At 65.7% G+C, this 25501-nt stretch carries 21 protein-coding genes; 13 read left to right on the plus strand and 8 right to left on the minus strand.

Features of this window, described 5'->3' with window-relative positions:
• The first annotated feature begins 425 nt into the window (after window positions 1-425).
• Entirely contained in the window at window positions 426-2237 is a 1812-nt protein-coding gene (locus tag ACVWY5_RS10825) for a PAS domain-containing sensor histidine kinase (RefSeq protein ID WP_038377095.1), read from the plus strand.
• Window positions 2230-2994, plus strand: a complete 765-nt coding sequence (locus ACVWY5_RS10830; RefSeq protein ID WP_028331636.1) for a peptidoglycan-binding domain-containing protein — start codon at window positions 2230-2232, stop codon at window positions 2992-2994. The genes ACVWY5_RS10825 and ACVWY5_RS10830 overlap by 8 nt, the downstream gene beginning before the upstream one ends.
• Before the next feature lie 114 nt (window positions 2995-3108).
• Here the strand turns inward: ACVWY5_RS10830 and ACVWY5_RS10835 are convergent, their stop codons facing one another.
• Window positions 3109-4752 (minus strand): ankyrin repeat domain-containing protein, encoded by a 1644-nt coding sequence (locus ACVWY5_RS10835; RefSeq protein ID WP_028331635.1) that lies wholly within the window; start codon window positions 4750-4752, stop codon window positions 3109-3111.
• A 225-nt stretch (window positions 4753-4977) separates the two neighbouring features.
• On the opposite strand from ACVWY5_RS10835, the gene ACVWY5_RS10840 reads away from it, so the two are divergent.
• The gene (locus tag ACVWY5_RS10840; RefSeq protein ID WP_028331634.1) at window positions 4978-5322 is read left to right on the plus strand and encodes a DUF1491 family protein; all 345 of its coding nucleotides are present in this window, start codon (window positions 4978-4980) and stop codon (window positions 5320-5322) included.
• On the opposite strand, the gene ACVWY5_RS10845 is transcribed toward ACVWY5_RS10840, so the two are convergent.
• Window positions 5319-6251 carry a DUF2336 domain-containing protein gene (locus ACVWY5_RS10845; protein WP_283090197.1) on the minus strand — a complete coding sequence of 311 codons (933 nt, stop codon included), beginning with the start codon at window positions 6249-6251 and terminating at the stop codon, window positions 5319-5321. The genes ACVWY5_RS10840 and ACVWY5_RS10845 overlap by 4 nt on opposite strands.
• A gap of 295 nt (window positions 6252-6546) precedes the next feature.
• On the opposite strand from ACVWY5_RS10845, the gene ACVWY5_RS10850 reads away from it, so the two are divergent.
• Window positions 6547-6741 carry a hypothetical protein gene (locus ACVWY5_RS10850; RefSeq protein ID WP_028331632.1) on the plus strand — a complete coding sequence of 65 codons (195 nt, stop codon included), beginning with the start codon at window positions 6547-6549 and terminating at the stop codon, window positions 6739-6741.
• 16 nt (window positions 6742-6757) lie between these two features.
• The gene (locus tag ACVWY5_RS10855; protein WP_028331631.1) at window positions 6758-7525 is read left to right on the plus strand and encodes a hypothetical protein; all 768 of its coding nucleotides are present in this window, start codon (window positions 6758-6760) and stop codon (window positions 7523-7525) included.
• Between the two features lie 258 nt (window positions 7526-7783).
• Here the strand turns inward: ACVWY5_RS10855 and ACVWY5_RS10860 are convergent, their stop codons facing one another.
• Window positions 7784-8644 carry a LysR family transcriptional regulator gene (locus ACVWY5_RS10860; RefSeq protein ID WP_028331630.1) on the minus strand — a complete coding sequence of 287 codons (861 nt, stop codon included), beginning with the start codon at window positions 8642-8644 and terminating at the stop codon, window positions 7784-7786.
• Between the two features lie 91 nt (window positions 8645-8735).
• Between ACVWY5_RS10860 and ACVWY5_RS10865 the strand changes: the two genes are divergently transcribed.
• On the plus strand, window positions 8736-9578 hold the full coding sequence (locus ACVWY5_RS10865) for an MBL fold metallo-hydrolase (RefSeq protein ID WP_028331629.1): 843 nt from the start codon (window positions 8736-8738) through the stop codon (window positions 9576-9578).
• Between the two features lie 97 nt (window positions 9579-9675).
• On the opposite strand, the gene ACVWY5_RS10870 is transcribed toward ACVWY5_RS10865, so the two are convergent.
• The 3 genes from ACVWY5_RS10870 to ACVWY5_RS10880 are packed head-to-tail and all read right to left on the minus strand — an operon-like array spanning window position 9676 to window position 13146.
• On the minus strand, window positions 9676-10296 hold the full coding sequence (locus ACVWY5_RS10870) for a DUF1254 domain-containing protein (RefSeq protein ID WP_028331628.1): 621 nt from the start codon (window positions 10294-10296) through the stop codon (window positions 9676-9678).
• Window positions 10293-10871 (minus strand): DUF1214 domain-containing protein, encoded by a 579-nt coding sequence (locus tag ACVWY5_RS10875; protein ID WP_028331627.1) that lies wholly within the window; start codon window positions 10869-10871, stop codon window positions 10293-10295. Before ACVWY5_RS10875 ends, ACVWY5_RS10870 begins: the two co-directional genes overlap by 4 nt.
• A gap of 1 nt (window position 10872) precedes the next feature.
• Window positions 10873-13146, minus strand: coding sequence for a PBP1A family penicillin-binding protein (locus ACVWY5_RS10880; protein ID WP_028331626.1), 2274 nt, complete (start codon window positions 13144-13146; stop codon window positions 10873-10875).
• 288 nt (window positions 13147-13434) lie between these two features.
• Here ACVWY5_RS10880 and ACVWY5_RS10885 point away from each other — a divergent pair, with 288 nt between their 5' ends.
• The 7 genes from ACVWY5_RS10885 to ACVWY5_RS10915 all read left to right on the plus strand — a co-directional run bounded on the left by ACVWY5_RS10885 (window position 13435) and on the right by ACVWY5_RS10915 (window position 22133).
• The gene (locus ACVWY5_RS10885) at window positions 13435-13971 is read left to right on the plus strand and encodes a YcgN family cysteine cluster protein (protein WP_028331625.1); all 537 of its coding nucleotides are present in this window, start codon (window positions 13435-13437) and stop codon (window positions 13969-13971) included.
• A 159-nt stretch (window positions 13972-14130) separates the two neighbouring features.
• The gene (locus ACVWY5_RS10890; RefSeq protein WP_028331624.1) at window positions 14131-15726 is read left to right on the plus strand and encodes an MDR family MFS transporter; all 1596 of its coding nucleotides are present in this window, start codon (window positions 14131-14133) and stop codon (window positions 15724-15726) included.
• Between the two features lie 520 nt (window positions 15727-16246).
• Entirely contained in the window at window positions 16247-17470 is a 1224-nt protein-coding gene (locus ACVWY5_RS10895; protein WP_028331623.1) for an ABC transporter substrate-binding protein, read from the plus strand.
• 94 nt (window positions 17471-17564) lie between these two features.
• Entirely contained in the window at window positions 17565-18440 is an 876-nt protein-coding gene (locus tag ACVWY5_RS10900) for a branched-chain amino acid ABC transporter permease (protein WP_018270667.1), read from the plus strand.
• 1 nt (window position 18441) lies between these two features.
• On the plus strand, window positions 18442-19368 hold the full coding sequence (locus ACVWY5_RS10905; RefSeq protein WP_028331622.1) for a branched-chain amino acid ABC transporter permease: 927 nt from the start codon (window positions 18442-18444) through the stop codon (window positions 19366-19368).
• Window positions 19369-20847, plus strand: coding sequence for an ATP-binding cassette domain-containing protein (locus ACVWY5_RS10910; protein ID WP_028331621.1), 1479 nt, complete (start codon window positions 19369-19371; stop codon window positions 20845-20847).
• Window positions 20848-20888: 41 nt separating this feature from the next.
• Window positions 20889-22133: an ABC transporter substrate-binding protein gene (locus tag ACVWY5_RS10915; RefSeq protein ID WP_028331620.1), complete on the plus strand. Its 1245-nt coding sequence runs from the start codon at window positions 20889-20891 to the stop codon at window positions 22131-22133.
• Between the two features lie 175 nt (window positions 22134-22308).
• On the opposite strand, the gene ACVWY5_RS10920 is transcribed toward ACVWY5_RS10915, so the two are convergent.
• Window positions 22309-23523: an FAD-dependent oxidoreductase gene (locus ACVWY5_RS10920; RefSeq protein WP_028331619.1), complete on the minus strand. Its 1215-nt coding sequence runs from the start codon at window positions 23521-23523 to the stop codon at window positions 22309-22311.
• An 84-nt stretch (window positions 23524-23607) separates the two neighbouring features.
• The gene (locus ACVWY5_RS10925) at window positions 23608-25242 is read right to left on the minus strand and encodes a thiamine pyrophosphate-requiring protein (protein WP_028331618.1); all 1635 of its coding nucleotides are present in this window, start codon (window positions 25240-25242) and stop codon (window positions 23608-23610) included.
• Window positions 25243-25501 lie beyond the last annotated feature (259 nt).

The following is a 25501-nucleotide window of genomic DNA, read 5'->3' on the forward strand; positions in this document are numbered from 1 at the left end:
CCCGGTCGTCTGTCTTGTCTTGCTTCTTGCGCGGTCGATGCCGCTATTGGCCTTGAGGGTTAGCATCGGTCGATAAATCGGAAGTATCTGCATTGAAGTAAATTCGCCGGAAAATCGCGGAAAATTCGCCTGAATTGATTCGCCGTAAATTTTCGATTGATGGCGGCCGACGCGCGCCGGATGCGCGAGATCCGCCGCGTCCACCATTTCGAAACCATAGATCGCCGCATCCGGAAACCAGCCGTTCACCATCCCCGACAAATGGCCGGTGAATAGCGGGTCAAACCCACTCCAATGCACGGTGTTTGGCGGCAGGCCGCCCAGCCTTAGCGTTCGCTTAAGTTCGCTCTGACACGTTGACCTGCAATCACGAAGGAGGCGTTCCGGCGCGTCTGTGTTGACGATTGAGCCGAAGCGCGAGTGCTGTGAGTAGTTTGAGTCTGATCCGCGATTGCCTGGATGCGCTGCTGCATCCGTCGGCGCAATATGATGCGCTTACGCGTGCGCGCCATCGTGCCTTCATGGCGCCGCGGCTGCTCGGCAGCCTGGCGGCGCTTGCCTCGTTCCCTGCCTTTCTTGCGATGCGCGGTGCGCCGACGGCGATCGAGGTCGCGGCATTCGCCTGGCTGATCGCGCCGATCCTGCTGTCGTGGTTCCTGTCGCGCACCGGCCGCTATGAAGGCGCGCACGTGCTGTCGTCGCTGGCGCTCGCCGGTCTCGTGATGATGATCGCGGCGACGACCGGCGGCATCGCCTCGTTCGCCGCCGTGTGGCTCGTCGTCGTTCCGATCGAGGCGGCGCTGTCGGCCTCGCGGCGCGTGGTGGCGTTTGCGTTCGCGCTGGCGATGATCTGCGCGGCGCTGCTGAGCGCGCTCGGCCATTATCATGTGCTGCCGGTCGTCGATCCCGCGGTTGCCTCGAACAGCACGCTGGTCGGTTTCGGCGTCGTGTCGGCGATCTTCTACGCGGCCGGGCTCGCCTTCGGCGCGGAGTCGCTGGCGCGCACCAGCGTGGCGCTGCTTTATGTCGAGGAGGAGCGCTACCGCCTGCTCGCGCATAACATGAGCGACGTGCTGTCGCGGCACAGCCGCAACGGCGCCGTGCGCTTCATTTCGCCCGCGGCCGAGAACATGCTCGGCGTGCCGGCATCGCGGCTGCTTGGCCACGGCCTGTTCGATCGCGTTCATGTCGCCGATCGCCCGGCCTATCTCACGGCGCTGTCGGACGCCGCGCGCGGTGACTCGCGCAGCGTCGAGTTCCGCGTGCGCCGTGACGGTGCGCGGGGCGATGTCGTGGCCGAATTCATCTGGGCCGAGATGCGCTGCCGCCCGCTCGATCAAGCCGCCGCCGATGCCGAGGTCGTCGCCGTGATCCGCGACGTGACCGATCGCAAGGTGCAGGAGCACGCGCTCGAACAGGCGCGCAACGTGGCCGAGCAGGCCGATGCGTCGAAGACGCGCTTCCTGGCCACCATGAGCCACGAACTGCGCACCCCGCTCAACGCCATCATCGGCTTTTCCGAGATGATCGCGCAGGAAGACGTGCTCGGCCTCGACGTGGCCCGCCGCAAGGAATACGCGCAGCTGATCAACGATTCCGGCCAGCATCTGTTGTCGGTCGTCAACGGCATCCTCGACATGTCGAAGATGGAGTCGGGTAATTTCGAGATTTCGCCGGAGCCGTTTGCGCCGCGGCCGGCGCTGCTCAATTGCTGCAATCTGGTGGCGTTGAAGGCGCGCGAGAGCGGCGTCGACCTCGTCACCCGCGTGCCGGACGATCTGCCGATCGTGAACGGCGATCCGCGTGCGTTCAAGCAGATCGTGCTCAATCTGGTCTCCAACGCCATCAAGTTCACCGAGCGCGGCGGCAAGGTCACCGTGTCGGCCGGCGTCGAGGGATCGCGGCTGGTGCTGCGTGTCTCGGACACCGGCGTCGGCATCGCCGCCGATGATCTCAAGCGGATCGGCGATCCGTTCTTCCAGGCCGGCAAGACCTATCAGCGCCGCCACGAAGGCACCGGCCTTGGTCTGTCCATCGTGAAGGGGCTGGTTGGCCTGCACCACGGCGAGATGAATGTGGAGAGCAAGGTGGGCGAGGGCACCACGGTGTCGGTGGCGCTGCCGCTGGCGTTCACCCCGCCCGCCGCCGTCGAGCCGTCCAGCAATGTCTCGACCCTGAAGCCCGCGCTGCGTTCCGGACTACAAGAGCAAACCCATCAGGTGAAGAAGAGTGCCTAGACAGACTTTGGATGACGATGAAACGCCGCGCCGTCGCCGCGGCGCCAAGGCAGTGGCCATCGCGGCCGAGGAGGAACGTGGCCTCGTCCTGCGCCTGCTGCTGCACAGTCCGAAGGATCTGGTTGCCGGCGTGCTGGCGACGTCTGCCATCGTTGCGATCCTGATCAATGCGCTGTTCCTGCAGGCCGGCCGTCATCCGTCGCCGATGTTCGGCGGTTCGGTGGTGACGCTGCCGCCGCCGGCCCCGGTTGCCGCGGCCACCAGCCCGATGCCGCGCCCGCGTCCGGCCGAGGCCGCTGCCCGATCGGCCGAGCCGGCCGCCATGGAGCCGAGCAAGCCCGTCGACGTGAAGCCGGTGGAGACCAAGCCGGTCGAGACGAGGTCCGTCGAAGCCAAGCCGGCAGAACCCAAGGCCGAGGCCAAGCCGGTCGATCCGATGGCCAATCTGGTGCTGAAATCGACCGCCGCGCCGTCGGCCGCCGCACCGTCCCCGGCCGCCGCACCGTCCAGCGTCGTTCGTCCGCCGGCACCGATCCCGACCGCGCATTTGAGCCCGGCCGGCAAACGTATCGCCGCGGTCCAGCGTACGCTGACCGAGTATGGCTACGGCCAGCTCAAGCCGACCGGCACGATCGGCGCCGACACCCAGCACGCGATCGCGAAGTTCGAGCGCGCCCGCAAGCTGCCGGTGACCGGACAGATGTCCGATCGCCTGGTGCGCGAGCTCAGCACGATGATCGGCCATTCGATCGAGTAGCCTCTCTGCGAAGGCATTGAATGCGTAGTCGTCATGCCCGGGCTTGTCCCGGGCATCCACGTCTTCGAGGCTTGTTGAAGCCAGGATGGCCGGGACAAGCTCGGCCCTGACGGGTCAGGACGCGTCGCCCAGCAGAACGTCCCTGACCTCGTCGGAGAACAGCTTCCTGCGGCCGGCCACCAGCACCCATTCCGGATCGTCGCGATCCGGAATGGCGCGCGGCATGCCGTGATCGAGCAGGGCCTGCGCGCAGCCCATCCAGTCGCCGTCGCTGACCGGCTCGTCGCAGGAGGCCCACGACAGGCTTCCGGCCGCGTTATCGCCGAAGCCGTGCTGCTCGGTCCATTCTGCGCCGTGCTCGAGCAGGAAGCGGGTCAGCGAGGCGTTGCCGCGGAACACCGCATGATTGAGCGCCGACGCATCCCAATCGCCGCCGCGCACCGTGATCGGCCAGCCGAGCTCGACCATCAGCCGCACCGCATCATCGCCGCCTGCCGCGGCGAGCTCCGGGAGCAACCGCAATTGCTGCGGTGAAAGTGAACCTGGAAGATCGGGCCGACCGGCCTGGATTCGCCGCGCCTCCCTCTCGTCCCCGCTGCTGCATGCCGCGACGAACCGCTCATCATCGGCAAGCGTCTCATCGCCGGTCCGCTCGCGCAGCAGCTCGGCGACCTCGGTCAGTCCGAATTGCAGTGCGTATCTGTAAGCGCTGAGCCCGCCTGGTGTCGCGATGTGCGGGTCTGCGCCGGCGTCGAGCAGTGTCGCGACGCACGTCCGCGACCGCCGGCGGCGGATCGCCCACATCAGCGGCGAGCCGCAATCGGTCAGCGGCGCGTTGCGGGCGGGTTCGTTCGGATCGCCGCCGTGCCGCAGCAGCAGTTCGAGCGCCGCCACGTTCTCGTCATCGAGCACCTTGTACATGGCGTTGGTGCCGGCGATCCGCGCGCCATGCTCGAGCAGCAGCCCTGTCGTTACCGAGCCTTCGAGCGAGTGGTAGAGCGATTCATTGTCGTTCGGATTGGCGCCCGCCTCGAGCAACAGTCTTGTCAGCTCGAGATCGTGGTTGCGGCCGGCGGCGCCATACAATGCCGACAGCGGATTGCTGTCATCGGGCGCGTCGAGCGTTCCGGGCGGCCAGCGGCTGCTGATGCGCTGGTCGGGATCGGCGCCGGCCTGCAGCAGCAGGCGCGTGCAACGATGCAGCCGCGCCTGAAATTCCGCGATCTGCAACAGGCTGGAATGCGTCACGGCGACCAGCGGCGGCAGTTTGAGGGGACCGCCGGGACGGTTGACCCATGTGGGATCACTCATTGCGGTACGCCGAACGATTTCTGCGTCGCCGATGGCACAGGCGAGATAGGGATCGTCGGCGACAAGGCCGGGATCCTCGGTGAGCATCCGCGCCGCAACGCGCGGGTTGGCGCGGTCGGTGGTGCCGGCGACGTCCGCGGCATAGACCAGCTGCAGCCATCGCCGCATGCGATCGGCCTTGCTTTTACCGGGCGGCAATTGTGCGTCGACATAGCGCCGCAGGTCCGGCCAGGAGGCGAAGCCGAGATCGCGCGCCACGCAGGACTGCGCATCGTGCAGCCGCAGATCAAGCGCGGCGATTTGAGCGTCGCTGCGTCCGGCCGCAGCCGGAAGCGCATGCCGGAAACGCGCGTAGGCCTCCGGCGCCTGCCGCCGATAAAGGCGAATGAGCTCCTTGGCCTGCTTCTTCAGATGTTCGAGATTCAATCGCGCGGGCGATCGGTCCATGGAAACCTCCGTGCATCATCGCCGATGGTCCACAAAACCGGCTGCACAAAGGCTTGGTTGGCCGCTCAATTGATGCAAGTGGGTTCAACCCTTCCCGTGGACCCGGGCGCGGCTTGCACCGCGGATGCAAGGATATGGGTGACGATTGGTTCGGTCAACCCGCCGCGGCGTGACGACATCTGTGACAATTGGACGTGATCGCGCCGCTGGCCTATAGGTCGGCGCATGCGATTGAAAACCAGCATTTGGGTCGCGGCGTATCTGCGCCGCTGCCAGACCGAGGGCGTGTTCGGCGCAGTCCGCAAGAAGGGCGCCGAGGAAGCCGGTGCCGTATTCGTCAAGGTGGCGCTGATGGACGGCAACGCGATGCTCTATGCGCCCGCGCCGCAGACGGTCTATGACGACAGCCGTCCGGTCGAGCGGCTGTTCGTGCCGACCGCACCACAGGCGGTATCCGAGCCGTCTGTCGAGGAGCGCTTGACCAAGGAGCTCCGCTTCGATCCCGACGCCTGGATCGTCGAAACGGAAGACCGCGCCGGGCGGCACTTCCTCGATCTGGCGAAAAACTAGCTTCCGGACTTCTGATTGCGAATGGCGGGCGCGCTGCCGGGCTGCAACGCGGGGCGCGTCTGCGAGGATGCCGCGCGCACGCGATGGCGCTCATCGTCATAGAGCGACGAGCGATACTTGGCGCGGGCCACCGCCATGGTCGAGCCGCGCCACGCCGCCAGCATCACCAGCGCCGAGCGCTCGCTCAGGCGATCGTAGAGCCGCGACAGCCGATAGACATAGTTGACCGAGGAGCCGGCTTCCGGATTGAGGAACATCAGGATCCGCTGGAACGCGGCGCTCGACACGTCGAGCGCCCGCATCGCGCAGGCGAGCGGCTCGCCGCCGGGATCGTTGACGACGTCCGCGGCGATCCGCGACGGCAGGATCAGCGCCTCGCCGAGTTCGAGCGTGAAGTTATCGAGGTCCTCGGCAAACGCTGCCATCTCCAGGATATGGATCGCGCGCGCGGCGCGCGCCGCCGGAATTCGCGCCGCGGCCTTCAGCGGCGTCTCCTGCAGATTGTGCAGGATCTGCGCGCGCTCCTTCGTGCTCGCGGCAAAGAACATGTCGGAGATTTCGGCGGCATCGTTCGGCCGCATGGCAAGGCTCGCTGCCATCCGCAGCTCGGCTTCGGTCGGGATCTTGGCCGGCAGCGCGGACGGTGCCGGCGCGGGAATTGCCGCGGCCGCCGGCATCGGCTGGTCGGGACCGACGCGGCGCAGCCCGAGCTTGTCCATGATCCGTGCGGGCGTGGCCGGATAGATCGCAAGCCGCGCGCGGACGGCGGCACGCGTCGCGTCGTCGACTTCGTCGATCAGGCGCGTCGTCAGCTCGACGAACTGGCGCTCTTCATCGGCGGAGTGGGCGCTCGCCTGCACATAGAGGTCGGTCAGGACGCGCAGCAGCGTCGGGCGGATGTCGACGCCCTCGCGACGGGAGAGCGTCATCAGCCCATCGAAACCAGGAAATAGCGGAGCTGCGCTCATCTCGGGCGTACGCGACTTGCCAGTGAACTTCGGTTTGAAAACCTTGTGGCAGCGAGCCTACGCAGGCTGTTTTAAGAGGCAGTTAAGGAAAACAAGCCGTGAAGGTGAATGCTCGAATTTGCGCGTGTCTATTAAGGCACAGCGCCATATCCGTAACCGTCCGTGCCGGCGGCTTAAGATGTCATTAACCATGCGCGTTCTTAACTCGGCGTGCGCGGGGCAAATCATGTCCGTGCGGGGCCAGAGAGAACGGAACATGGGCACCATCGTTGAGTTTCCGGCGGATGCGGCTGCACGGCGGCCGAGCATGGCCGGTGCTGCCGGCGAAGGCACGGGGACCGTACTGATCCTTCCCGTCGTCCGGATCGAGCGAACGACGGAGGAGACCGGCGGTGGTCGCGGACCGGAGCAGGGCACTGCGCAGGGCCGCCGTCGCCGACGCCGCTCCTGATCGCGGACATCGGGCAATGCCGGAGCTTGTGCAGCGGACCGTCGCGCGGCGGTCACTCCCGGCGCTGATCCTGCTGCTGGCGGGCTCGGCGCTCGCCGGCTGCAGCGGCGGCGATTTCGGCCGCACCCGCGCCGATTTCCGCAATGACGACATGCATCGCTGGATCGGTGCCGAGGCGACCGGCAGCATCGGCAAGAACGCCTCGCAATTCCAGCTCACCGAACACGAACGTCAGCTGCGCGACCTCGCCTATCAGTTCATCGAGCCGCCGCTGTCGCGTCCGGCGTGGAAAAGCGTATTCGGCGACTACCAGCCGCTGCCTTCGCCGTGGCGGCAGAGGGTCGTGTTCGATCGCACCGCCTATGGCCGCAATCTGATCGACGAGCCGCATCGCTCGTTCGCCTCGCGCTATTCGCTGCTGATCGACGAGGTGCGCGACGACATCACCCGCTTCGAGCCGTTCTTCGCCACCGCGATCCAGGTGATCGAGCTCGATCGCAAGCGCAATGCCAGCCTCCACATGATCGCCGACGTGTCGCCGCGCGAGCGGGCTGACGCGGTGGCGCGGATGGAAGAGAACACGCTGATCGTGCAATGGGTCCAGCAGGCGCTGGAGCGACGAATCTCGTCCTATCGCTGGGCGCTGGAGCGGCTGGTGATCCAGGCACCCGACGGCATGGCTGCCGATGCCGAACGCCAGATCAATGAACTCGCCCGGCTGACGGCCAATGTGCCGCTCATCTCCGCGCCGGTCACGGGCCAGGCCGTGGTGACGAAGGGCTAGTGTGCTGAATGCGAAGTTCGTGCGATTTCGCGGCAGCCACTTTCACGAACTTCGCATTCATAAAGCACACTAGAATCATAAGTTTGCTAAAGCATGATCCGGAAAAGTGCGAAGCGGTTTTCCGAAAAGATCATGCTCAAACAAAGAGCTAAGGCGCGATGACGATTCAACCTAATCTCATCGCGCTTTAGTGTCCTTATCGAATCCGAAGTTCGCTCCGAAGGTGCGGCAAATGATGCGAACTTCGGATTCGGGACACTAGCCGCGCTTCGCCTTCTTCGCTGTCGATTTGGCCCGGCGACTGTTGGCTTGCCGCGGCAGGCTCGCAATGAATTCCTTCAGCGCATCGGAGGGCGGGTGGGCCGACGGGTAGGCGAGGCCGACCTGGCGCGTCACGTCGATATCGATCGCGCGCATCGCGACATCAGGATTGCCGCGCGCCACACCCTCGGGGACGATCGCGACGCCAACCCCGGCTGCGACCAGCGCCATCGCCCACTCCTCGGATTCCGCGATCGCCACCGGCTTGCGCGGCGGAGAGGCTCGCTTGAAGAATTCCTGCTGCTCGCAATGGCAGCGATCGATCATCGGGACGCCGGCGAAGTCGGTGGTGCGTAGCGTCTCCTTCAGCGTCAGGGGATGCGAGGGCGGCAGTGCCGCGACATAGCGCTCGCTCCACAGCGGGATGAAGTGCTCGCCGGCGCCGACCATGGTCTTGGCGACGATCCGCGCGTCGGCCTTCTCGCTGGCGCCGACCAGCCGGAGCGCAAGCTCGGCGTTGCCGGTCAGCGGCTTCAGCAGCGCGATGGTCCGGGCCTGATCGAGCGTTCGCAACAGGCCGAGCGTCAGCGCCTGCCGCGTCGCCGGCTTGCGGAAGAGATTTCGCGCCGCGTCCGCCTCGTCGATGATCCTGCGGGCGATGCCGTGAAACTGCGCGGCTGAGGCGGTCGGGGCCATGCCTTTCTTGTGCCGGATGAACAGCGTGGTGCCGAGCTCGGCCTCGAGATTGGTGATCGCCGCCGAAATCGACGGCTGCGAGATGAAGCAGCGCTTTGCTGCGGCGGTCAGATTGCGCTCGCGGTAGACCGCGGCGAAGTAGCGGAGTTCGCGGATATCCATAGGTGTATCCTATCACATGGATAGAAAGACAATATTTTACCTATGGAACCGCGAGTGGCAAGTCTGCGCCCGTTACAGCGGAGGACCTGTCATGCGCATCCACCATCTCAACACCGGCACGATGTGCCCGATCGGAAAGCGGCTCGTGAACGGCAGCGGCAGCATCTTCCAGCGCGCGCGGATGGTCTGTCACTGCCTGCTGGTCGAGAGCAATGATGGCCTCGTGCTGGTCGACACCGGCATCGGGCTCGACGACATCGGCGACCCGCCGCGGCTCGGACGCAAATGGGTGCGGCAGACGACGCCGCGGCTCGATCCGGCCGAAACGGCGGTGCGGCAGGTCAAGGCGCTCGGCTTCTCGCCGGACGATGTGCGCCATGTGCTGCTGACGCATCTCGATCGCGATCACGCCGGCGGCGTACCGGACTTTCCGAAGGCCAGGGTGCACGTCCATCGCAAGGAGTACGACATGGCGGTGACGCATCAGGTCGCGCCGCCGCAGGGGCGCTACATCACGGCGCAGTGGCAGCACGGGCCGGACTGGACGTTCTATGGTGCCGGCGGCGAGGACTGGTTCGGCTTCAAGGGCGTGCGCGCGCTCGGCGACCGCGAGCCGGACATCCTGATGATCCCGTTGCCGGGCCACACGCTCGGCCATTGCGGGATCGCGGTGCGCGACAAGGACAGGTGGCTGCTGCACGCCGGCGACGCCTATTTCCACCACGCGCAGCTCGACGCCAGGCCGCGGATCCCGCTGGTGCTCGGCATGTTCCAGCGCCGGGCGGACATGGATCGCGCGCGGCGCATCCAGAACCAGGAGCGGCTGCGGCAATTGAAGGCGGCGCATGGCGCCGATGTGACGATCGTCAACAGCCACGATCCCGTCGACTACGAGACCTGCCGCTGCGGCCGGCACGCGCTTGCAGCCAACTAAAGCGCGATGAGATTAGGTTGAATCGTCATCGCGCCTTAGCTCTTTGTTTGAGCATGATCTTTTCGGAAAACCGCTTCGCTCTTTTCCGGATCATGCTTTAGCGCTTGCGGGCGGTGGGCGGCGGGGCCGGCATAGGCAGCGGCGGCGGCGCCTCCTGCTTGGCCGCGACCGGCTCGGTCTGCACCTTGCAGGAGGAGGCGGCGAGCGAGGCTTGCGCCTGCGGCATCAGGCCGGGCTCCGGCGCCAGCGCCTTCAGCAGGATCAGGCCGGTTGAGGTCGGCGAGTCGATGATCAGCCGGTCGGCGGCGGTGATCTCCTCGTCTTCCGGCAGCTCGTTGTGCTGCGCCTCCGTCATCAGGTCGAGCTCGATCACCTTCTTGCCGGCGGAGCGGTCGTTGATTGCGTAATAGGCGACCTCGTTGCGGGTATAGAACGACACCGACGTATAGGCCTGGCTGACCGGCACGGTGAGCTTGAGTGGACCGGTCGAGAGATCGTAGCGGCAGATCGCCACCGCGAAGGCCGGATCCATCAGCGGCATCGGCGAATGGCTCGGGTCGGCCAGCGGCAGCTGCGTCACCTCGTTGAGCTTGGTCATCGGCGTCAGCCGCGAATAGGCGTCCTGCGAGGCGATGCGCGGCAGCGCCAGCACGCTGACGAGATGCACCACGCCGCCGAGCAGCACGCCTGCGAGGATGGTGAGCAGCAGGCGGATCATGGGCAGCCCGTCGTCGTGATCGAGGGCATCGGCGCGTCGCGCTGGGTGCGGGTCGCGACCCCGACCGGTGTGTCGTAGAGGCGCAGCATCAGCGCGTAGCGCTCGATGCCGCCGGTCGGCAGCCAGTTGCCGGCGCGCGAGCGCGAGGCGATGTGGATCTCGAACGTGCCGTCGGAGGCGCGCATGATCTCCTGGCTGGTGAAGCCGTAGCGCTGCAGCGTATTGGCGACCAGGTGCCCCTTGCGGTCGAACAGCGTCAGCGTCCAGAACCGCGCCGCCGGCGTCACGCCGCTGACCACGATGTCGCAGCGGCCGTCGAGCGGCTTGTTCTTGTCGTCTGATGTCGCCGAGAACGCGATGCCGTCGCCGGTGCCGATCGGCAGCTCGCCGCTGCGCGCGATGGTGGCGCGCGAATAGGGATCGACATCGGAGGTGCCGCTCTTCGGCCGCGCGGTCCAGGCGCCGATCTTCAGCGTGCCGAGATCGGTGCCGCGGGTCGCCGTCGCGTAGGTCAGGCCGAGGCCAACGGCCGTGGCGATGACGAGTGCCAGCAAGGTGGTGAGGAGGAGCCGCACGTCAGTTCTTGCGTGGCGCTGCCGGTGTCGCGCCGTCCGGCCCGGCCGCGGCAACGTAGTTTTCGGGGAACGCCAGCGCGCTCGAGGACTCGGCCTTGCCGGTCTTCGAGGGCTCGTTCAGCGTGGTCTTGCCGGCGGTCCTGGCGGCGTCATCGAGCAGCTTCTCGACCCGCACCAGGATATCCGCGCCGCGCTTGGTCAAGACCGGCGGCGGGCCCGGCTTGGTTTCCAATACGCGCGGCGCCGCGTTGGTCTGGGCATTGGCCTGCGCCGGCTGCGGCGGCAGCTTCTGGCCCATGCCGACGCCGACGAGCTCCTTGACCTCCACGCCCTGATGCGCCGCGACCATGATGTCGTGCCAGGTTTGCGCCGGCAGCGAGCCGCCGGTCATGCGGTTGGTCGGCGAATAGTCGTCATTGCCGTACCAGACCGCGCAGGTGAAGTTGCCGGTGTAGCCGACGAACCAGGCGTCGCGATAGGCGTTGGTGGTGCCGGTCTTGCCCGCGGTCGGAATGCCGTCGAGCGCGGCGCGGCGCGCGGTGCCTTCGCTGACCACGTGGCTCATCATGCCGGCCATGTCGGCGGCGATGTTCGGCGGAATCGCCTGCCGCGGTTTCGGGCCGTCGCGATCCCAGCGCCAGACCAGGTCGCCGGCGCCGGTGCGCACCTCGAGCACGGAATGCGGCGTCACCGCCTTGCCGCGGTTCGGGAAGGTCGCATAGGCGACGGCGTGCTCCAGCACCGTGACTTCGTCGGAGCCGATCGGCAGCGACGGGGTATCGGGCAGCGGCGCCTTGAGGCCGAAGCGGCGCGCGACCTCGACGATCTTGGCGCGGCCCGCCTTCGGCCCTTCCTTGCCGCCCATCATGATCGAGAGCTTGACCGGCACCACGTTGATCGAGCGGGTGATCGCCTGCGTCAGCGTGACCTGACCCGAATAGGAATGGCCATAGTTCTGCGGGCACCAGTTGCCGATGCAGACCGGGCCGTCCACGATCTTCGAGTTCGGCGTGAAGCCGTTCAGCAGCGCCGTGGTGTAGACATAGGGTTTGAACGACGAGCCCGGCTGGCGATAGGCATCGGTGGCGCGGTTGAACTGGCTTGCACCATAGTCGCGTCCGCCGACCATGGCGCGGATGCCGCCGTCGAGATCGGACACCACGGTCGCGGCCTGCGTCGCGTGATAGTCGCGCCCGAACTGGCGCAGCTGGTTCTCGATCGCTTCCTCGGCTGCCTTCTGCACGTTCATGTCGATCGCGGTGCGGACCACGAAGACGCGCTCGGTGTAGGATTTCGGGAAGGTGTCGACCAGCTTGCGCATCTCGTCGAAGGCGTAGTCGAGATAGTAGTTCGGCGAGTTCTCGTCGCGCCGGTCGACCGCGACCGCGGGATTGCGACGGGCGCCGAACACCTGGCCCTCGGTCATGAAGCCGGCATCGACGAGGTTGTCGAGCACGACATTGGCGCGGGCGCGGGCCGCGGGCAGGTTGATGTGCGGGGCGTATTTGGTCGGCGCCTTGAACAGGCCGGCGAGCATCGCGGCCTCCGCGAGGTTCACGTCGCGCACCGACTTGTTGAAGTAGAAGTGCGCCGCGCCGTCGACGCCGAAGGTGCCGCCGCCCATATAGGCGCGGTCGAGATAGAGCTTCAGGATCTCGTTCTTGGTGAGCCGCGTCTCCAGCCAGATCGCGAGGAAGGCTTCCTTCACCTTGCGCTCGATGGTGCGCTCGTTGTTCAGGAACAGGTTCTTGGCGAGCTGCTGGGTGATCGACGAACCGCCCTGGCGGACGCCGCCGGCCTGCGCGTTGGTGACCAGCGCGCGGGCGAGGCCCGGCACGTCGATGCCGAAATGGTCGTAGAAGCGGCGGTCCTCGGTCGCGAGCGTCGCCTTGATCAGATTGTCCGGAAAATCTTCCAGCGGGATCGAGTCATTATGCTTGATGCCGCGGCTGCCGATCGGGTTGCCGTAACGGTCGAGGAAGGTCACGGCGAGGTCGGACTTCTTCAACCAATCCTCGTCGGCGGTCTCGCGGAAGGCGGGGATCGCGAGCGTCAGCATCAGGATCATGCCGCCGAGCCCGAGGGTCGCGGCCTCCGACAGCGGCTCGATGAACACCCAGCGCTTCCAGCGGCCAACATAGAAGCGGTCCATGAAGGTGGAATAGCGCTCATAGAGCTCGCGCAGGCCCTTGCCCGACGAGAACAGCGTCGAGTCGATACGCGCATCGAGGTCCAGGAAGAAGTTCCGGACCCTCTGTTTCCAATGCGACGGCATGATCTGAAAGGACCGGACCCTTGATCAGTTCGACAGCGCTGCGGGCGCCCAAACCGGGCACAGGGCAGCGTCTTGCTTCGATGTTGCGGCAATCCCAAGGCGCTTTTGCGTCGATGGGGACTCGTTCGTTGTTCTATCCGAGCGGCTGCCATAAACCAATGGCGCGGCTTGTGAATTTAATGGGAGCCCTAACGCTGCCCACCGGCTTTTTCGACTCCGCAATACCACCCCCTTGCGCAAGCGTTGCCGGCATCCCAAGAAGAGTTGCACCGCCATTCCAGGGATATCATGACCGCACCGCCCAAGCGCCCGTCGGACCAGGAGGGATTCTTCTGGAAAACCAAGACGTTGGAAGAGATGTCCAACGCCGAATGGGAGAGCCTGTGTGACGGCTGCGCACGGTGCTGCCTGGAGAAGCTCGAGGACGAGGACACCGGCAAGATCTATTTCACCCATATCTCCTGCAAGCTGCTCGATGCCGGCCTTTGCACCTGCAAGGACTACCCGAACCGTTCCGACCAGGTTCCGGATTGCGTCCGCCTGACGCCCGAAAACGTCCGGACGTTGAACTGGCTGCCGCCGAGCTGCGGCTACCGGCTGGTGGCCGAGGGGCGGGACCTTTATTGGTGGCACCCGCTGATCTCGGGCGATCCCAACACCGTCCATGAAGCCGGGGTCTCGGTGCGCGGGCGGGTGGAAGGCACCGAGCTCGACGTCAACGACGCCGATCTCGAGGATCATATCGTGCGATGGCCGGCGTTGCTGCCGAAACGGGCACAATTGAAGAAGCGGCCAAAAATGCTGGGCAAGACGACCAAAGCGTGACGTCGTCGCCGCGTCGGCGATCACGTCACCGCGAGAACATCGCGGCGGGATGCACCCATGCGCTGGGGTGCCTGCCTCAGCATTCAATTGCTGCATAAATTGCAAAGCAGAGAATGATTCCATCGCGGGACGCCCCCGCGCAGCAGCATTACGCCTCAAATGAACAAGTATGAACGGCAGAGCCGGATTCCTGCCGACCAAGCGACATTGCCTGACGACATTGCCGAAGAGCTGTCCCGCCTTCCGAGCGAGGTGATCGAACTCAGCGAAGCGCCGCCGCTGGCGCCGCCGGCACCGCTCAATCCGGACGAAGTCCGCACCATCGTCATCAGCCTGATGCTGACGATGTTCCTGGCCGCGCTCGACCAGACCATCGTCGCGACCGCGCTGCCGACGATCGGGCGCCAGTTTCACGACGTCACCAACCTGTCCTGGGTGATCACGGCCTATCTCTTGGCCTCCACCGCGGTGGCGCCGGTGTTCGGCACGCTGAGCGACATCTATGGCCGCCGGGTCATGATCATCACCTCGCTCAGCCTGTTCGTGGTCGGCTCGGTGCTGTGCGCGATCGCGCCCAGCATGACCATGCTGATCGTTGCCCGCGGCCTGCAGGGGCTCGGCGGCGGCGGCATCATGCCGGTGGTCCAGACCGTGATCTCCGACGTGGTGAGCCCGCGCGAGCGCGGCCGCTATCAGGCCTATTTCTCCAGCGTCTGGATGGCCGGCGGCATCCTCGGCCCGGTGGTCGGCGGCGTGTTCGCCGAGCATCTGCACTGGTCGATGATCTTCTGGATCAACCTGCCGCTCGCGGCGGCGGCGCTGGCGCTGCTGCTGCCGAAGATGGGCAAGATCCCGGTGTTCCACCGCAAGCGCAAGGTCGACTGGCTCGGCGGCATCCTGCTGATGGCCTCGGCCGTCGTGCTGATGCTGGTGCTGACCTGGGGCGGCACCCGTCTGTCCTGGCTGTCGCCGACCATCACCGCGATGGTGGGTGCCTCGATCGCGCTCGCCGGCGCCTTCGTCTGGCATGCGCGCCGCGCCGACGAGCCGTTCCTGCCGCTGTCGCTACTCGGCGGCTCGGTGGTGCCGTTCGCGATGGGGGCGGGCGGCTGCGCGCTCGGCGCCATGGTCGGCCTCACCGTCCACCTGCCGCTCTATTACGAGGTGGTCTATCACCTCACCGCCAGCGAGGCCGGCCTCGCGCTGATCCCGCTCGCGGCGATCTCGACCTTCGGTGCGGCGATCGCCGGCCGGACCATGGCGAAGGCCAAGCACTACAAGCGCGTCGCCATCGTCGGCACCTCGGTGGCCGCGATCTGTGCCGTCGGCATGTCGGTGACGACGCTGCCGCTGTGGGGATTGTTGCTGTTGATGAGCGTGTTCGCGCTCGGCCTCGGCACCACATTCCCGATCAGCGTGGTGTCGTTGCAGAACGCGGTGGCGCGGCCGCAGGTCGGCACCGTGACCGGCGCGATGAATTTCTTCCGCGCCATGATGGCCTCCTTCACGGTCGCCGCCTTCACCACCATCCTGCTGATGACGCTCGGGACCGACATCTCGCTCGCCGGCGAGCATCATGCCGGCTCCGCCAGCACCGTCAGCGCGATCCCGATGGCCGACATGATCCATGCGTTCCGCTACGTGTTCGGCGCCGCCGCCGTGCTGCTGACCACCGCCTCGATCTGCATGATCACGATGGAAGAGCGCCCGCTCGCCGGTCCCGCCGCCCACCCGCCGGCGGAGATGGCGGAGTAGGGGCGGCTTTATTTCCGGCGTCGTCCTGGCGAAAGCCAGGACCCATTACCCCAAATGCGAATTGTTGCGCGACGCTGAGGCAACGATCCTTCCGACAACCAAAGCCGGTGGTTATGGGTCCTGGCTTTCGCCAGGACGACAATGAGGATGGTTCTCGATTCAAGTTGCACACAACGCGGTGTCATCACCCGCGCATGCGGGTGATCCAGTATTCCAGAGACGCCGGTGCATGACCCGAGAGGCCGCGGTGCTGCGTGCGCCCTCAGGTGCGCAATTGCGCATCGGGGAATGACCTAGCGATCGGCGCACCACCACTTTATTCCCCCGCTGCCTCATGTTTGTTCATTTGGTGAGCGCCGACCCACTACTTTAGTCGCCGTCCATGCATGGCGATCTGCACGCAGTTTCACTTGCTGCGCATTTTGTCGCGGCTATAGTCGCGCCCCAAGAGCTCGAAGCAGCCGAAGAACAAGAGGAGAGAAACAGGGTGACAAGAACATCGCGACTCCCCGTGCATGCGATGCAGAAACTTGCAGGAGCGGCCGTGTTGGGCCTGTTGGCTGCGGCGCCCAGCGGAGCGCTGGCTGCCGACACCCTCAAGATCGGCGTGATCGCCGAAGCGCAGGCGATTGCCGGTGCATCGATCCCGCAGGCGGCGCAGCTGGCCGCCGACGAGATCAACGCCAAGGGCGGCATCGACGGCCGCAAGATCGAGATCGTCAGCTATGACAACCACTCGTCCTCGGCGGATTCGGTGCGTGCGTTCCAGCGCGCCGTCAACGAGGACAAGGTCAATGTCGTCATTTCGAGCTACATCAGCGAAGTGGTGCTGGCGCTCGAGCCCTGGGCTTCGCGCCTGAAGACACCGTTCGTCACGCCCGGCGCCGCCTCCAACGAGATCAGCAAGAGCGTCCACGCCGATTACGAGAAGAACAAGTACACCTTCCACGGCTACCTGACCTCGGCCGCGCTGGCGCTGTCGGTCTGCGACGCCGCCAAGGAGCTCTTGGTCGATCAGAAGCACATGAAGACCGCGGTCATCATGAGCGAGGATGCCGCGTGGACCAAGCCGCTCGATGTCGGCTACGAGGAGTGCCTGCCGAAAATCGGGCTCAAGGTCGTCGACCATATCCGTTTCTCGCCCGACACCACCGACTTCACTCCGATCTTCAACAAGGTCGAAGGCTCCAAGCCCGACGTGATCATCACCGGCATCTCGCATGTCGGCGTGCAGCCGACGGTGCAGTGGAAGAACCAGCAGGTGCCGATCCCGATGTTCGGCATTTCCTCGCAGGCGACCAACGAGACCTTCGGCAAGGACACCAACGACGCGGCGGAAGGCGTGCTGTATCAGGGCGTGTCCGGCCCGAACGTCGCGGTGACGCCGAAGTCGGTGCCGTTCGCGGAGGGCTTCAAGAAGCGCTACGGCAACTATCCGTCCTACGCGGGCTACACCGCCTATGACGAGGTCTACTACATCGCGGATGCGGTGAAGCGCGCCGGCTCGGTCGAGGCCGACAAGATGGTCGATGCGCTGGAGAAGACCGACTGGGAAGGCACCATCGGACGCGTCCAGTTCTACGGCAAGGACGATCCGTTCACCCATTCGATCAAGTACGGCAAGGGCCTGATCACCGGACTGATGCTGCAGTGGCAGGGCGGCAAGCAGGTCGCGGTCTGGCCGAAGGAGGTCGCCAAGAGCGACCTCAAGTTCCCGAGCTTCATCAAGCTCACCACCAACTAACTGATGGCAATGCTCCCGGGCTGTTCCCGGGAGCATCCCTATTCAGTTCCGCGTCCTCCACAACAGGCAGCCTTGCTGCCGCGGCCAATCTGAGATGCTTGCCCTACAAATCCTGATCGATGGCTTTGCCATCAGCGCGCTCTATGCGCTCGGCGCCACCGGTTTCACCCTGATCTTCGGTGTCTCCGGCGTCCTCAACCTCTCCCACGGTGCCATCATGGTGGCCGCAGCGGTCGCGGCCTGGGCCGCGGCCAGCGTGCTGCACCTCGACATCTACACCGGCGCGCTGTTCGGTGTCGGCGTCGCGCTGATCGTGTCGTTCGCGACCTATTTCGCGGTCGTCAAGCCGATCCAGAATTCGAGGCGGATCCCCAACGAGGAGAAGGAAATCTTCGTCCTCACCGGCACGTTGCTGTGGGGCATCATGATCCAGGAGCTGATCGCCTATTTCTTCACCAACAACGCCAAGACGGTGTTGCCGATCGTCGAGGGCGTCGTCGATATTTTCGGCAACCGCACGCCGCGCAACAATATCTTCACCGCGCTGGTCTGCTGCCTCGTGATCGGCCTGCTGTGGCTGCTGGTGAACCGCACCAGGACCGGCAAGGCGGTGCTGGCGGCCTCGATGAACCCGCGCGGCGTCACGCTGCTCGGGCTCGAGCTCACCCAGATCTACATCGTGGTGTGGGGCATCTACGGGATTCTCGCCGGCATCGCCGGCGTGCTGCTCGGCATGTTCCTCGGCGTCAGCTCCTACAGCGTCGGGCCGCTGACCGCGAGCGCGTTCTCGATCGTCGTGCTCGGCGGCCTCGGCAGCGTGTCGGGCTCGCTGATCGCAGCCTTCGTCGTCGGCTATCTCGAGACCATCACGGCCTACATGATCTCGCCGGCCTATCGCACCATTCCGGCGCTGCTGCTTCTGGTGTTCGTGATGTATATCCGGCCTCAAGGCCTGCTCGGGAGGCGCTGAGATGGCCAGCTTCTTTTCCTCGCGCCTGTTCTTCATTTCGCTGGTCTGCGTGGTGATCGCCGCGACGCTGCCGTTCTACGTCTCGGGCTACATCCTCGGGCTGCTGACCGTCGCGTTCTATTTCGGCGTGTTCGCGATGGCCTGGGACCTCTTGTTCGGCTTCGCCGGCGAGGTCAATTTCGGCCCGACCTTCCTGATCGGCACCGGCGCCTACACCGCCGGGATCCTCAACAATCAGTTCGGCTGGTCGGTCTATCTCTGCATCCTGCTCGGCGCGCTGGCCTCGGTCGTCGCAGGCTTCGTGCTGGCGCTGCCGGCGCTGCGGGTGAGGGGGCCGTATTTCGGCCTGACCACGCTGGTGGCGGTCTTGATGCTGCAGAACTTCGTCGTGGTGTTCGCCGATCTCACCGGCGGCGAGATCGGGCTCACCATCCCCGACGTCATCACCATCAATGCCGGTGCCAATTACTGGATCGCGCTCGGCTTCATGACCGTGAGCGCGGCCATCCTCTATGGCCTGTCGCAATCGCCTGTCGGTCTCGTGCTGCAGGCCAGCGGGCAGGACCCAGTGCAGGCCGGCGCGCTCGGCTTTAACATCGTCAAGCACAAGCTCGCAGCCTTCATCGTCAGCGCCTTCTTCTCGGGATTGTCGGGCGCGCTGCTCGTGTTCTACTTCGGCACCGCCTCGGTCGGCACAGTGGTCGACGTCGCGGTCGGCGTGAACGTGATCGTTTCCGCCGTGCTCGGCGGCCGGCGCACGGTGCTGGGGGCCGCGCTGGGCGCGATCTTCCTGATCGTCGCCGGCGAATTCCTGCGCCCGACCGGCGAGCTTGCGACCTTCATCGTCTCGGCGGTGGCGCTGCTCGTCGTCCTGTTCTTCCCCGGCGGTTTCCTCGGAGCGGCCCTGTCACGCGAGGCGCGCTCTTAAATGGATCAGACTGTGACCACAGCAACGCTCACCGTCCGCGGGCTCACCAAGCGATTCGGCGGGTTGACCGCGGTGAAGAACCTGTCGTTCGATCTGCATCCCGGCGAGATCCTCGGCCTGATCGGGCCGAACGGCTCGGGCAAGTCGACCGCGATGAAGAGCGTGATGGGCATCGAGCGCCCGACCGCGGGCGAGGTGCTGTTCGAAGGCGAGAACGTCGCCGGGCTGCCTGCGCACAAGATCGCGCGCAAGGGTTTTGGCATGGTGTTCCAGCACTCGCGGCCGCTGAATCGGCAGACCGTGCTGGAGAACATCATGGTCGCGCTGTTGCCCGACAGCCTGTTCATGCTGTTTCCCGACAAGGCGCTGACCGAGCGCGCCAAGTGGATCGCCGAGCGCGTCGGGTTGGGGGCAGTGATGGACCGCCGTCCGCCGACGCTGCCGTTCGCCGACCTGCGCCGGCTGGAGTTGGCGAAGGCGATCGCGCGCGACCCCAAGGTCGTGCTGGTCGACGAGCCCTTCGCCGGTCTCACCAGCGCCGAGGTCGGCACCTTCTCCGCATTGATCCGCAGCTTCCGCGACGAGGGCCGCGCGGTGATGCTGGTCGACCACAACGTCAAGAGCGTCGCGGCGCTGGTCGACCGCGTGCTCGCGATGTATCTCGGCGAGGAGATCACGACCGGCCGCGCCGAGGACGTGATGAAGAACGAGACCGTGCGGCGGGTCTATCTCGGCGGCGCGATCGAGACCCATGCGCGGCCCGAGACCTCGTTCAAGGACAAGGTGCCGCTGCTGCAGGTCGAGAATGTCAGCGTGCATTACGGCAAGGCGCAGGCGCTGGAGAACGTCTCGATCCACGTCCATGAGGGCGAGTTCGTCTCCGTCGTCGGCCTCAACGGTGCCGGCAAGACCACACTGTTCAACACCATCTCGGGTTTCCTGCCGTATACCGGCGAGATCCTGCGCGGCGGGCAGCCACTGCGCGGCACGGGACCGGCGAAGATCGCCCGCTCCGGCCTCGTGCAATGTCCGGAATCGCGCGAATTGTTCGGCGAGATGACGGTGCGGGAGAATCTCGACCTCGGCGGCCAGCATCTCGACGACGCGGCGAGGGCCAAGCAGCTCGCCTGGCTGTTCGAGCTGTTCCCGATCCTGAAGGAGCGCCAGGGCCAGATGGCGCAGACGCTGTCCGGCGGCGAGCAGCAGATGCTGGCGATCGGCCGCGCGCTGATGATGCAGCCGCAGATCCTGATCCTGGACGAGCCGACGCTGGGGCTTGCGCCCGTTATCCTCGAGCTGCTGTCGAAGGCGCTGGAGAAGCTGCGCCAGACCACCAAGATCACGGTGCTGCTCGGCGAGCAGAACGTGACGTTTGCGCTCCCGCATGCCGACCGCGTCTATGTGCTGGAGCACGCGCGGATCGTCTGGGAAGGCGATCCGGGCCGGTTCGCCGCGGAGGCCGGCAAGGACTTTCTGTGACGTTCGATCATTAACAACAAGAAAGCAAAGCAAGGGAGATCATGATGACAGCATATTCAACCGCGACCCGCGTCAGCCTGTTGGCCTCGGCGCTCGCGCTCTGCCTCGCGGCGCCGGCCTATGCGCAGTCCAAGGACCCGATCAAGATCGGCATCATTGCCGAAGTGCAGTCGATCGCGGGTGCGGCGACGCCGGGCGGCGCGCAGATTGCAGCCGACGAGATCAACGCCAAGGGCGGCGTAATGGGCCGCAAGATCGAGATCGTCACCTACGACAACAAGAGCTCGTCGGCCGATTCAGTGCGCGCCTTCCAGCGCGCGGTGAGCGAGGACAAGGTTTCGGCCGTGATCGCGAGCTATATCAGCGAGGTCGTGCTGGCGCTCGAGCCGTGGGCTGCGCGGCTGAAGATGCCGCTGATCACGCCCGGCGCCGCTTCGAACGAGATCACCAAGGCGATCCACAACGACTATGAGAAGAACAAGTACACCTTCCACGGCTACCTGACCTCGGCCGCGCAGGCGCAGCTGGTCTGCGACGCGGCCAAGGAGCTGTTGGTCGACCAGCTCAAGTTCAAGTCGGTCGCGATCATGAGCGAGGACGCGGCCTGGACCAAGCCGCTCGATGTCGGCTACGAGGCCTGCCTGCCGAAAGCAGGCCTGAAGGTGGTCGAGCACATTCGCTTCTCGCCCGACACCACCGACTTCACGCCGATCTTCAACAAGATGGAAGCCGCCAAGCCCGACGTGATCGTCACCGGCATCTCCCATGTCGGCGTGCAGCCGACCGTGCAGTGGAAGAACCAGCAGGTACCGATCCCGATGTTCGGCATCAGCGCGCAGGCGCTGAGCCCGACCTTCTGGGGCGACACCAATGGCGCGGCCGAGGGCGTGCCCTCGCTCGCGGTGGCAACGCCCGATGTTGCCGTCACGCCGAAGACCAAGCCGTTCGCGGCGGCGTTCAAGGCCAAGTTCGGCACGCCGCCGGCCTATACCGGCTACACCGCCTATGACGAGGTCTACATCATCGCCGAGGCGATCCAGCGCGCCGGCTCGACCGATCCGGACAAGATGGTGACCGAGCTCGAGAAGACCGACTTCGAGGGCACGATCGGCAAGATCCAGTTCTACGGCAAGAACGACGAGTTCACCCACGGCATCAAGTCCGGTCCGGGCGCGGTGACCGGCCTCGTGTTCCAGTGGCAGGGCGGCAAGCAGATCACGGTCTGGCCGAAGGCGATCGCCGAGGGCCAGATGAAGTTTCCGAACTTCGTGAAGCTGTCGCAGTAGCAGACGTACTCGCCGTCATTGCGAGCCACCCGGTAGGCGCGAAGCGCCGCCGGATGACAGGCTCCGCGAAGCAATCCATCATACCACTCGGGATGGATGGATTGCTTCGTCGCTTCAGCGCAAAATTGCTTTGCAATTTTGTCGCGAGCTCCTCGCAATGACGGCGTGGCTTCTCTTATGACTTCGTCGGCGGCGCCGTCTGGATCGTCGGTGCGGCCGCCGCGAGCAGCGCGGCGCGGTCGCCGTTGCGCGGCGGATAGATGCGCTGCTGGTTGATGGTCTGCTTCGTGAGCTTTGCGGCGGCACCTGTGGTGTGCACCTCGCGATCCCAGCCGGTGGTGTAGAGCGCGCCCCAGGCGCCGAGATCGAGCACCGTCACATACCAGTCGATATTGAGCGGCAGCAGCTTCTCGCCAAACAGGTCCGCGACCACATTGTGGCCGGCGAAGCGGCCCATCGGCCGCGCGAACTGACACGACATCACGGTCGGGTGCTCGCCGTCGATCAGGCAGGCGGCGACGTCGCCGGCGGCGAAGACGTCCGCAAGGCCTTCGACGTGCATGGTGTGGTCGACTTTGATCCGGCCGAGCGCGTCGCGCCTCGCCGGCAGCGAGGCGGCGAGGGGGCTGGCGCGCATGCCGGCGCACCAGACCACGGTTTTGGTCGGAATGATCTCGCCGCTATCGAGCGTGATGCTGTCGGCGCCGACGGCACGGACCCGGACATTCAGCCGCATCTCGACGCCGAGCGTGGCCAGCGCCTCGTTGATGACCGGGCGGCCATGCGCGCCGAAGGTCGCGCCGACCACGGGATTGGGATCGATCAGGATGACCCGATGATCGCCGGTGATGCCGGCGTGCGCCAGCTTGGCCGGCATCTCGGCCGCGACCTCGATCCCGGTGAACCCTGCACCGATGACCGCGACGCTCGCGCGCGCCTCTGACGGCGGTTGTTTGCCGAGCGCCGCCAGATGCGCGTCGAGCCGCATCGCTGCTTCATACGTGTCGACATCGAAGCCGTGGGCGGCAAGGCCCGAGATGGCGGGGCGGACCAACTCGCTGCCGGTGGTCAGCACCAGCCGGTCGTAGCTTAGAACCTCCGCGCCCGCGCCGGTCTTGATCGTGACCGCGCGCGTCGCCGGATCGATCGCCGCGACTTCGGCCACCCTATGCCTGACGTCGACCGGATCGAGCAGGTCCTTGAGCGGCAGCGCGACATCGCCGAGATCGACCTCGTAGTTGCGCACCCGGATGTTGTGATAGGCGTTGCGATCGACGACCAGGATTTCGGTGTCCACTGCCCGCGCACCGATTTCGTCGCGCTTGCGGGCTGCGCCGAGCGCGGCCCATAGCCCGGCAAAGCCGGCCCCCAGCACCAGGATGCGCGCCATCTCTCCCTCCGAAGTTGCACCGGAGGGAGCTTGCCTGCGCTGGCGCGGTCAAATCAAGTGGCAGAGCGGGCGTGTGAGGTGCCGTCACGTCCCCGGCCGCGACACCTCGGTCTCCTTGCTTGTGATAAATTCCAGCAGCACCGGCACGCCTTCCTTGGTCTTCTGGATGCCGCGCTTGATTGCGGGGATGATGTCCTCGGGCTTGGTTACCCGTTCGCCGTAGCCGCCGAAGGCGCGGGCCATCGCGGCGTAGTCGCCGGAGATGTCGGTCGAGCGGTATTTCTCGGTCGAGATCGGCATCACCTTCAGTTCGATCGCCATCGAGAAATTGTTGAGCAGGATCGACATGATCGGAATCCGCTCGCGCACCGCGGTCTCGAAGTCCATCCCCGTAAAGCCGATCGCGGCGTCGCCCCAGACATTGATGCAGAGCTTGTCCGGCTTGGCGAGCTTGGCACCCATCGCAAGGCCGAGGCCGTAGCCGAGCTGCGTGGTCTTGCCCCAGCCGATATAGGACAGCGGCTCGACCGACTTCCAGAACGGCGAGAGCTGGTCGCGCGGGCTGCCGGCGTCGTGGGTGATGATGGTGTTGTGGATGTCGACGGTGTGCTGCAGGTCCCACAGCACGCGGTAGGGATTGAGCGGCGCGTCGTTGTGCGTCAGCTTCGGCATCCACTTGGCGAGCCACTCCTTGTGGGAAGCGGCGATCTCCTCGGCGACCGCGCCTGCGTTGCGGTCCGACGTTACGGTCTTGCCGATCTCCTCCAGCAGCGCGTCGAGCACCAGGCCGGCGTCGCCGACCAGGCCGACCTTGGCCTCGACATCCTTGTTGATGTGGTTCGGATCGAGCGTCGAATGGATGATGGTCTTGCCGTTCGGCATCGCGATGCCGAACGACGTCTCGGTGAAGGAGCAGCCGATGCCGAAGATCACGTCGGCTTCGGAAAGAAATTTCGGCACCGCGCGCGGCACGGCGAGGCCGCCGGAGCCGAGCGAGAGCGGATGCGTCTCGGGGAAGGACGACTTGCCGCCAAGGCTGGTGGTGACCGGGATCGCGAGCCGTTCGGCGAGGCGCTTCAGCTGCGGCCAGGCCTTTGCATAGTGCACGCCCTGGCCGGCATAGATCACCGGACGCTTGGCGCCAACGAGCAGGGCGGCCGCTTCCTTCACATGGACGGGGTCGGCGCCGGAGCGGGTGCGCAGCACCGGCGTGTAGTTCAAGGGCTCCGGCACCTCCTCGTTCCACATGTCGGCGGGGATTTCGACGATGACCGGCCCGCCGCGGCCGTTCTTCAATTTTGTAAACGCCCGCCGAAAGATGTTGCAGACCTCGGCTGCGATGTTGATCGGCTCCGACGATTTTGAAAATGCCTTCATCGCCTGGCTGGAATTGAAGTTCGGGTCGATATTCGCCAGCCGGCGCGCATAGCCCATCGGCAGCACCAGGACGGGCACGGATTCGCCGTAGCACTGCGCCACGCCGCCCATCGCGTTCTCGGCGCCCGGGCCATGCTGCATGCAGAAGGCGCCGATCTTCTCGCCCGAGGTGACGCGGGAAATCGCGTCCGCCATGTGCACGCCGATGCGCTCCTGGCGCACCATCACCGGGCGGATGTCGGCATTGGCGGCGTATTCGATCAGGTGGTTGACCGGGTAGCCCGTGAGGATCTCGATGCCCTCACGCTTCATGATTTCCGCGATCGCGGTGCCGAGCTTCATGACGGTCACTCCCTTTGCATGCGGCCGGTTCGTTCCGGCCTCGTTGTCGCCTGTCCGATAAAGGAACAGGATTCCGCGGCACCGGTAAAGCGCGGCCGGGGCCGTATCAGGTAGTTCTGATATGCGTTTACGACTGGAGCTGTTCCCGGTCAGACAGGATCAGAACGGAGCTCTAGATTCTTGTTTTGACGCGTTTTCTTCGCGCGAGCCGGTGTCCACTTCGCCGGAAAGCGCTCCGGTCCCGGCCCGGTGTCTCGCC

It is taken from the genome of Bradyrhizobium sp. USDA 3256 (assembly GCF_054058275.1).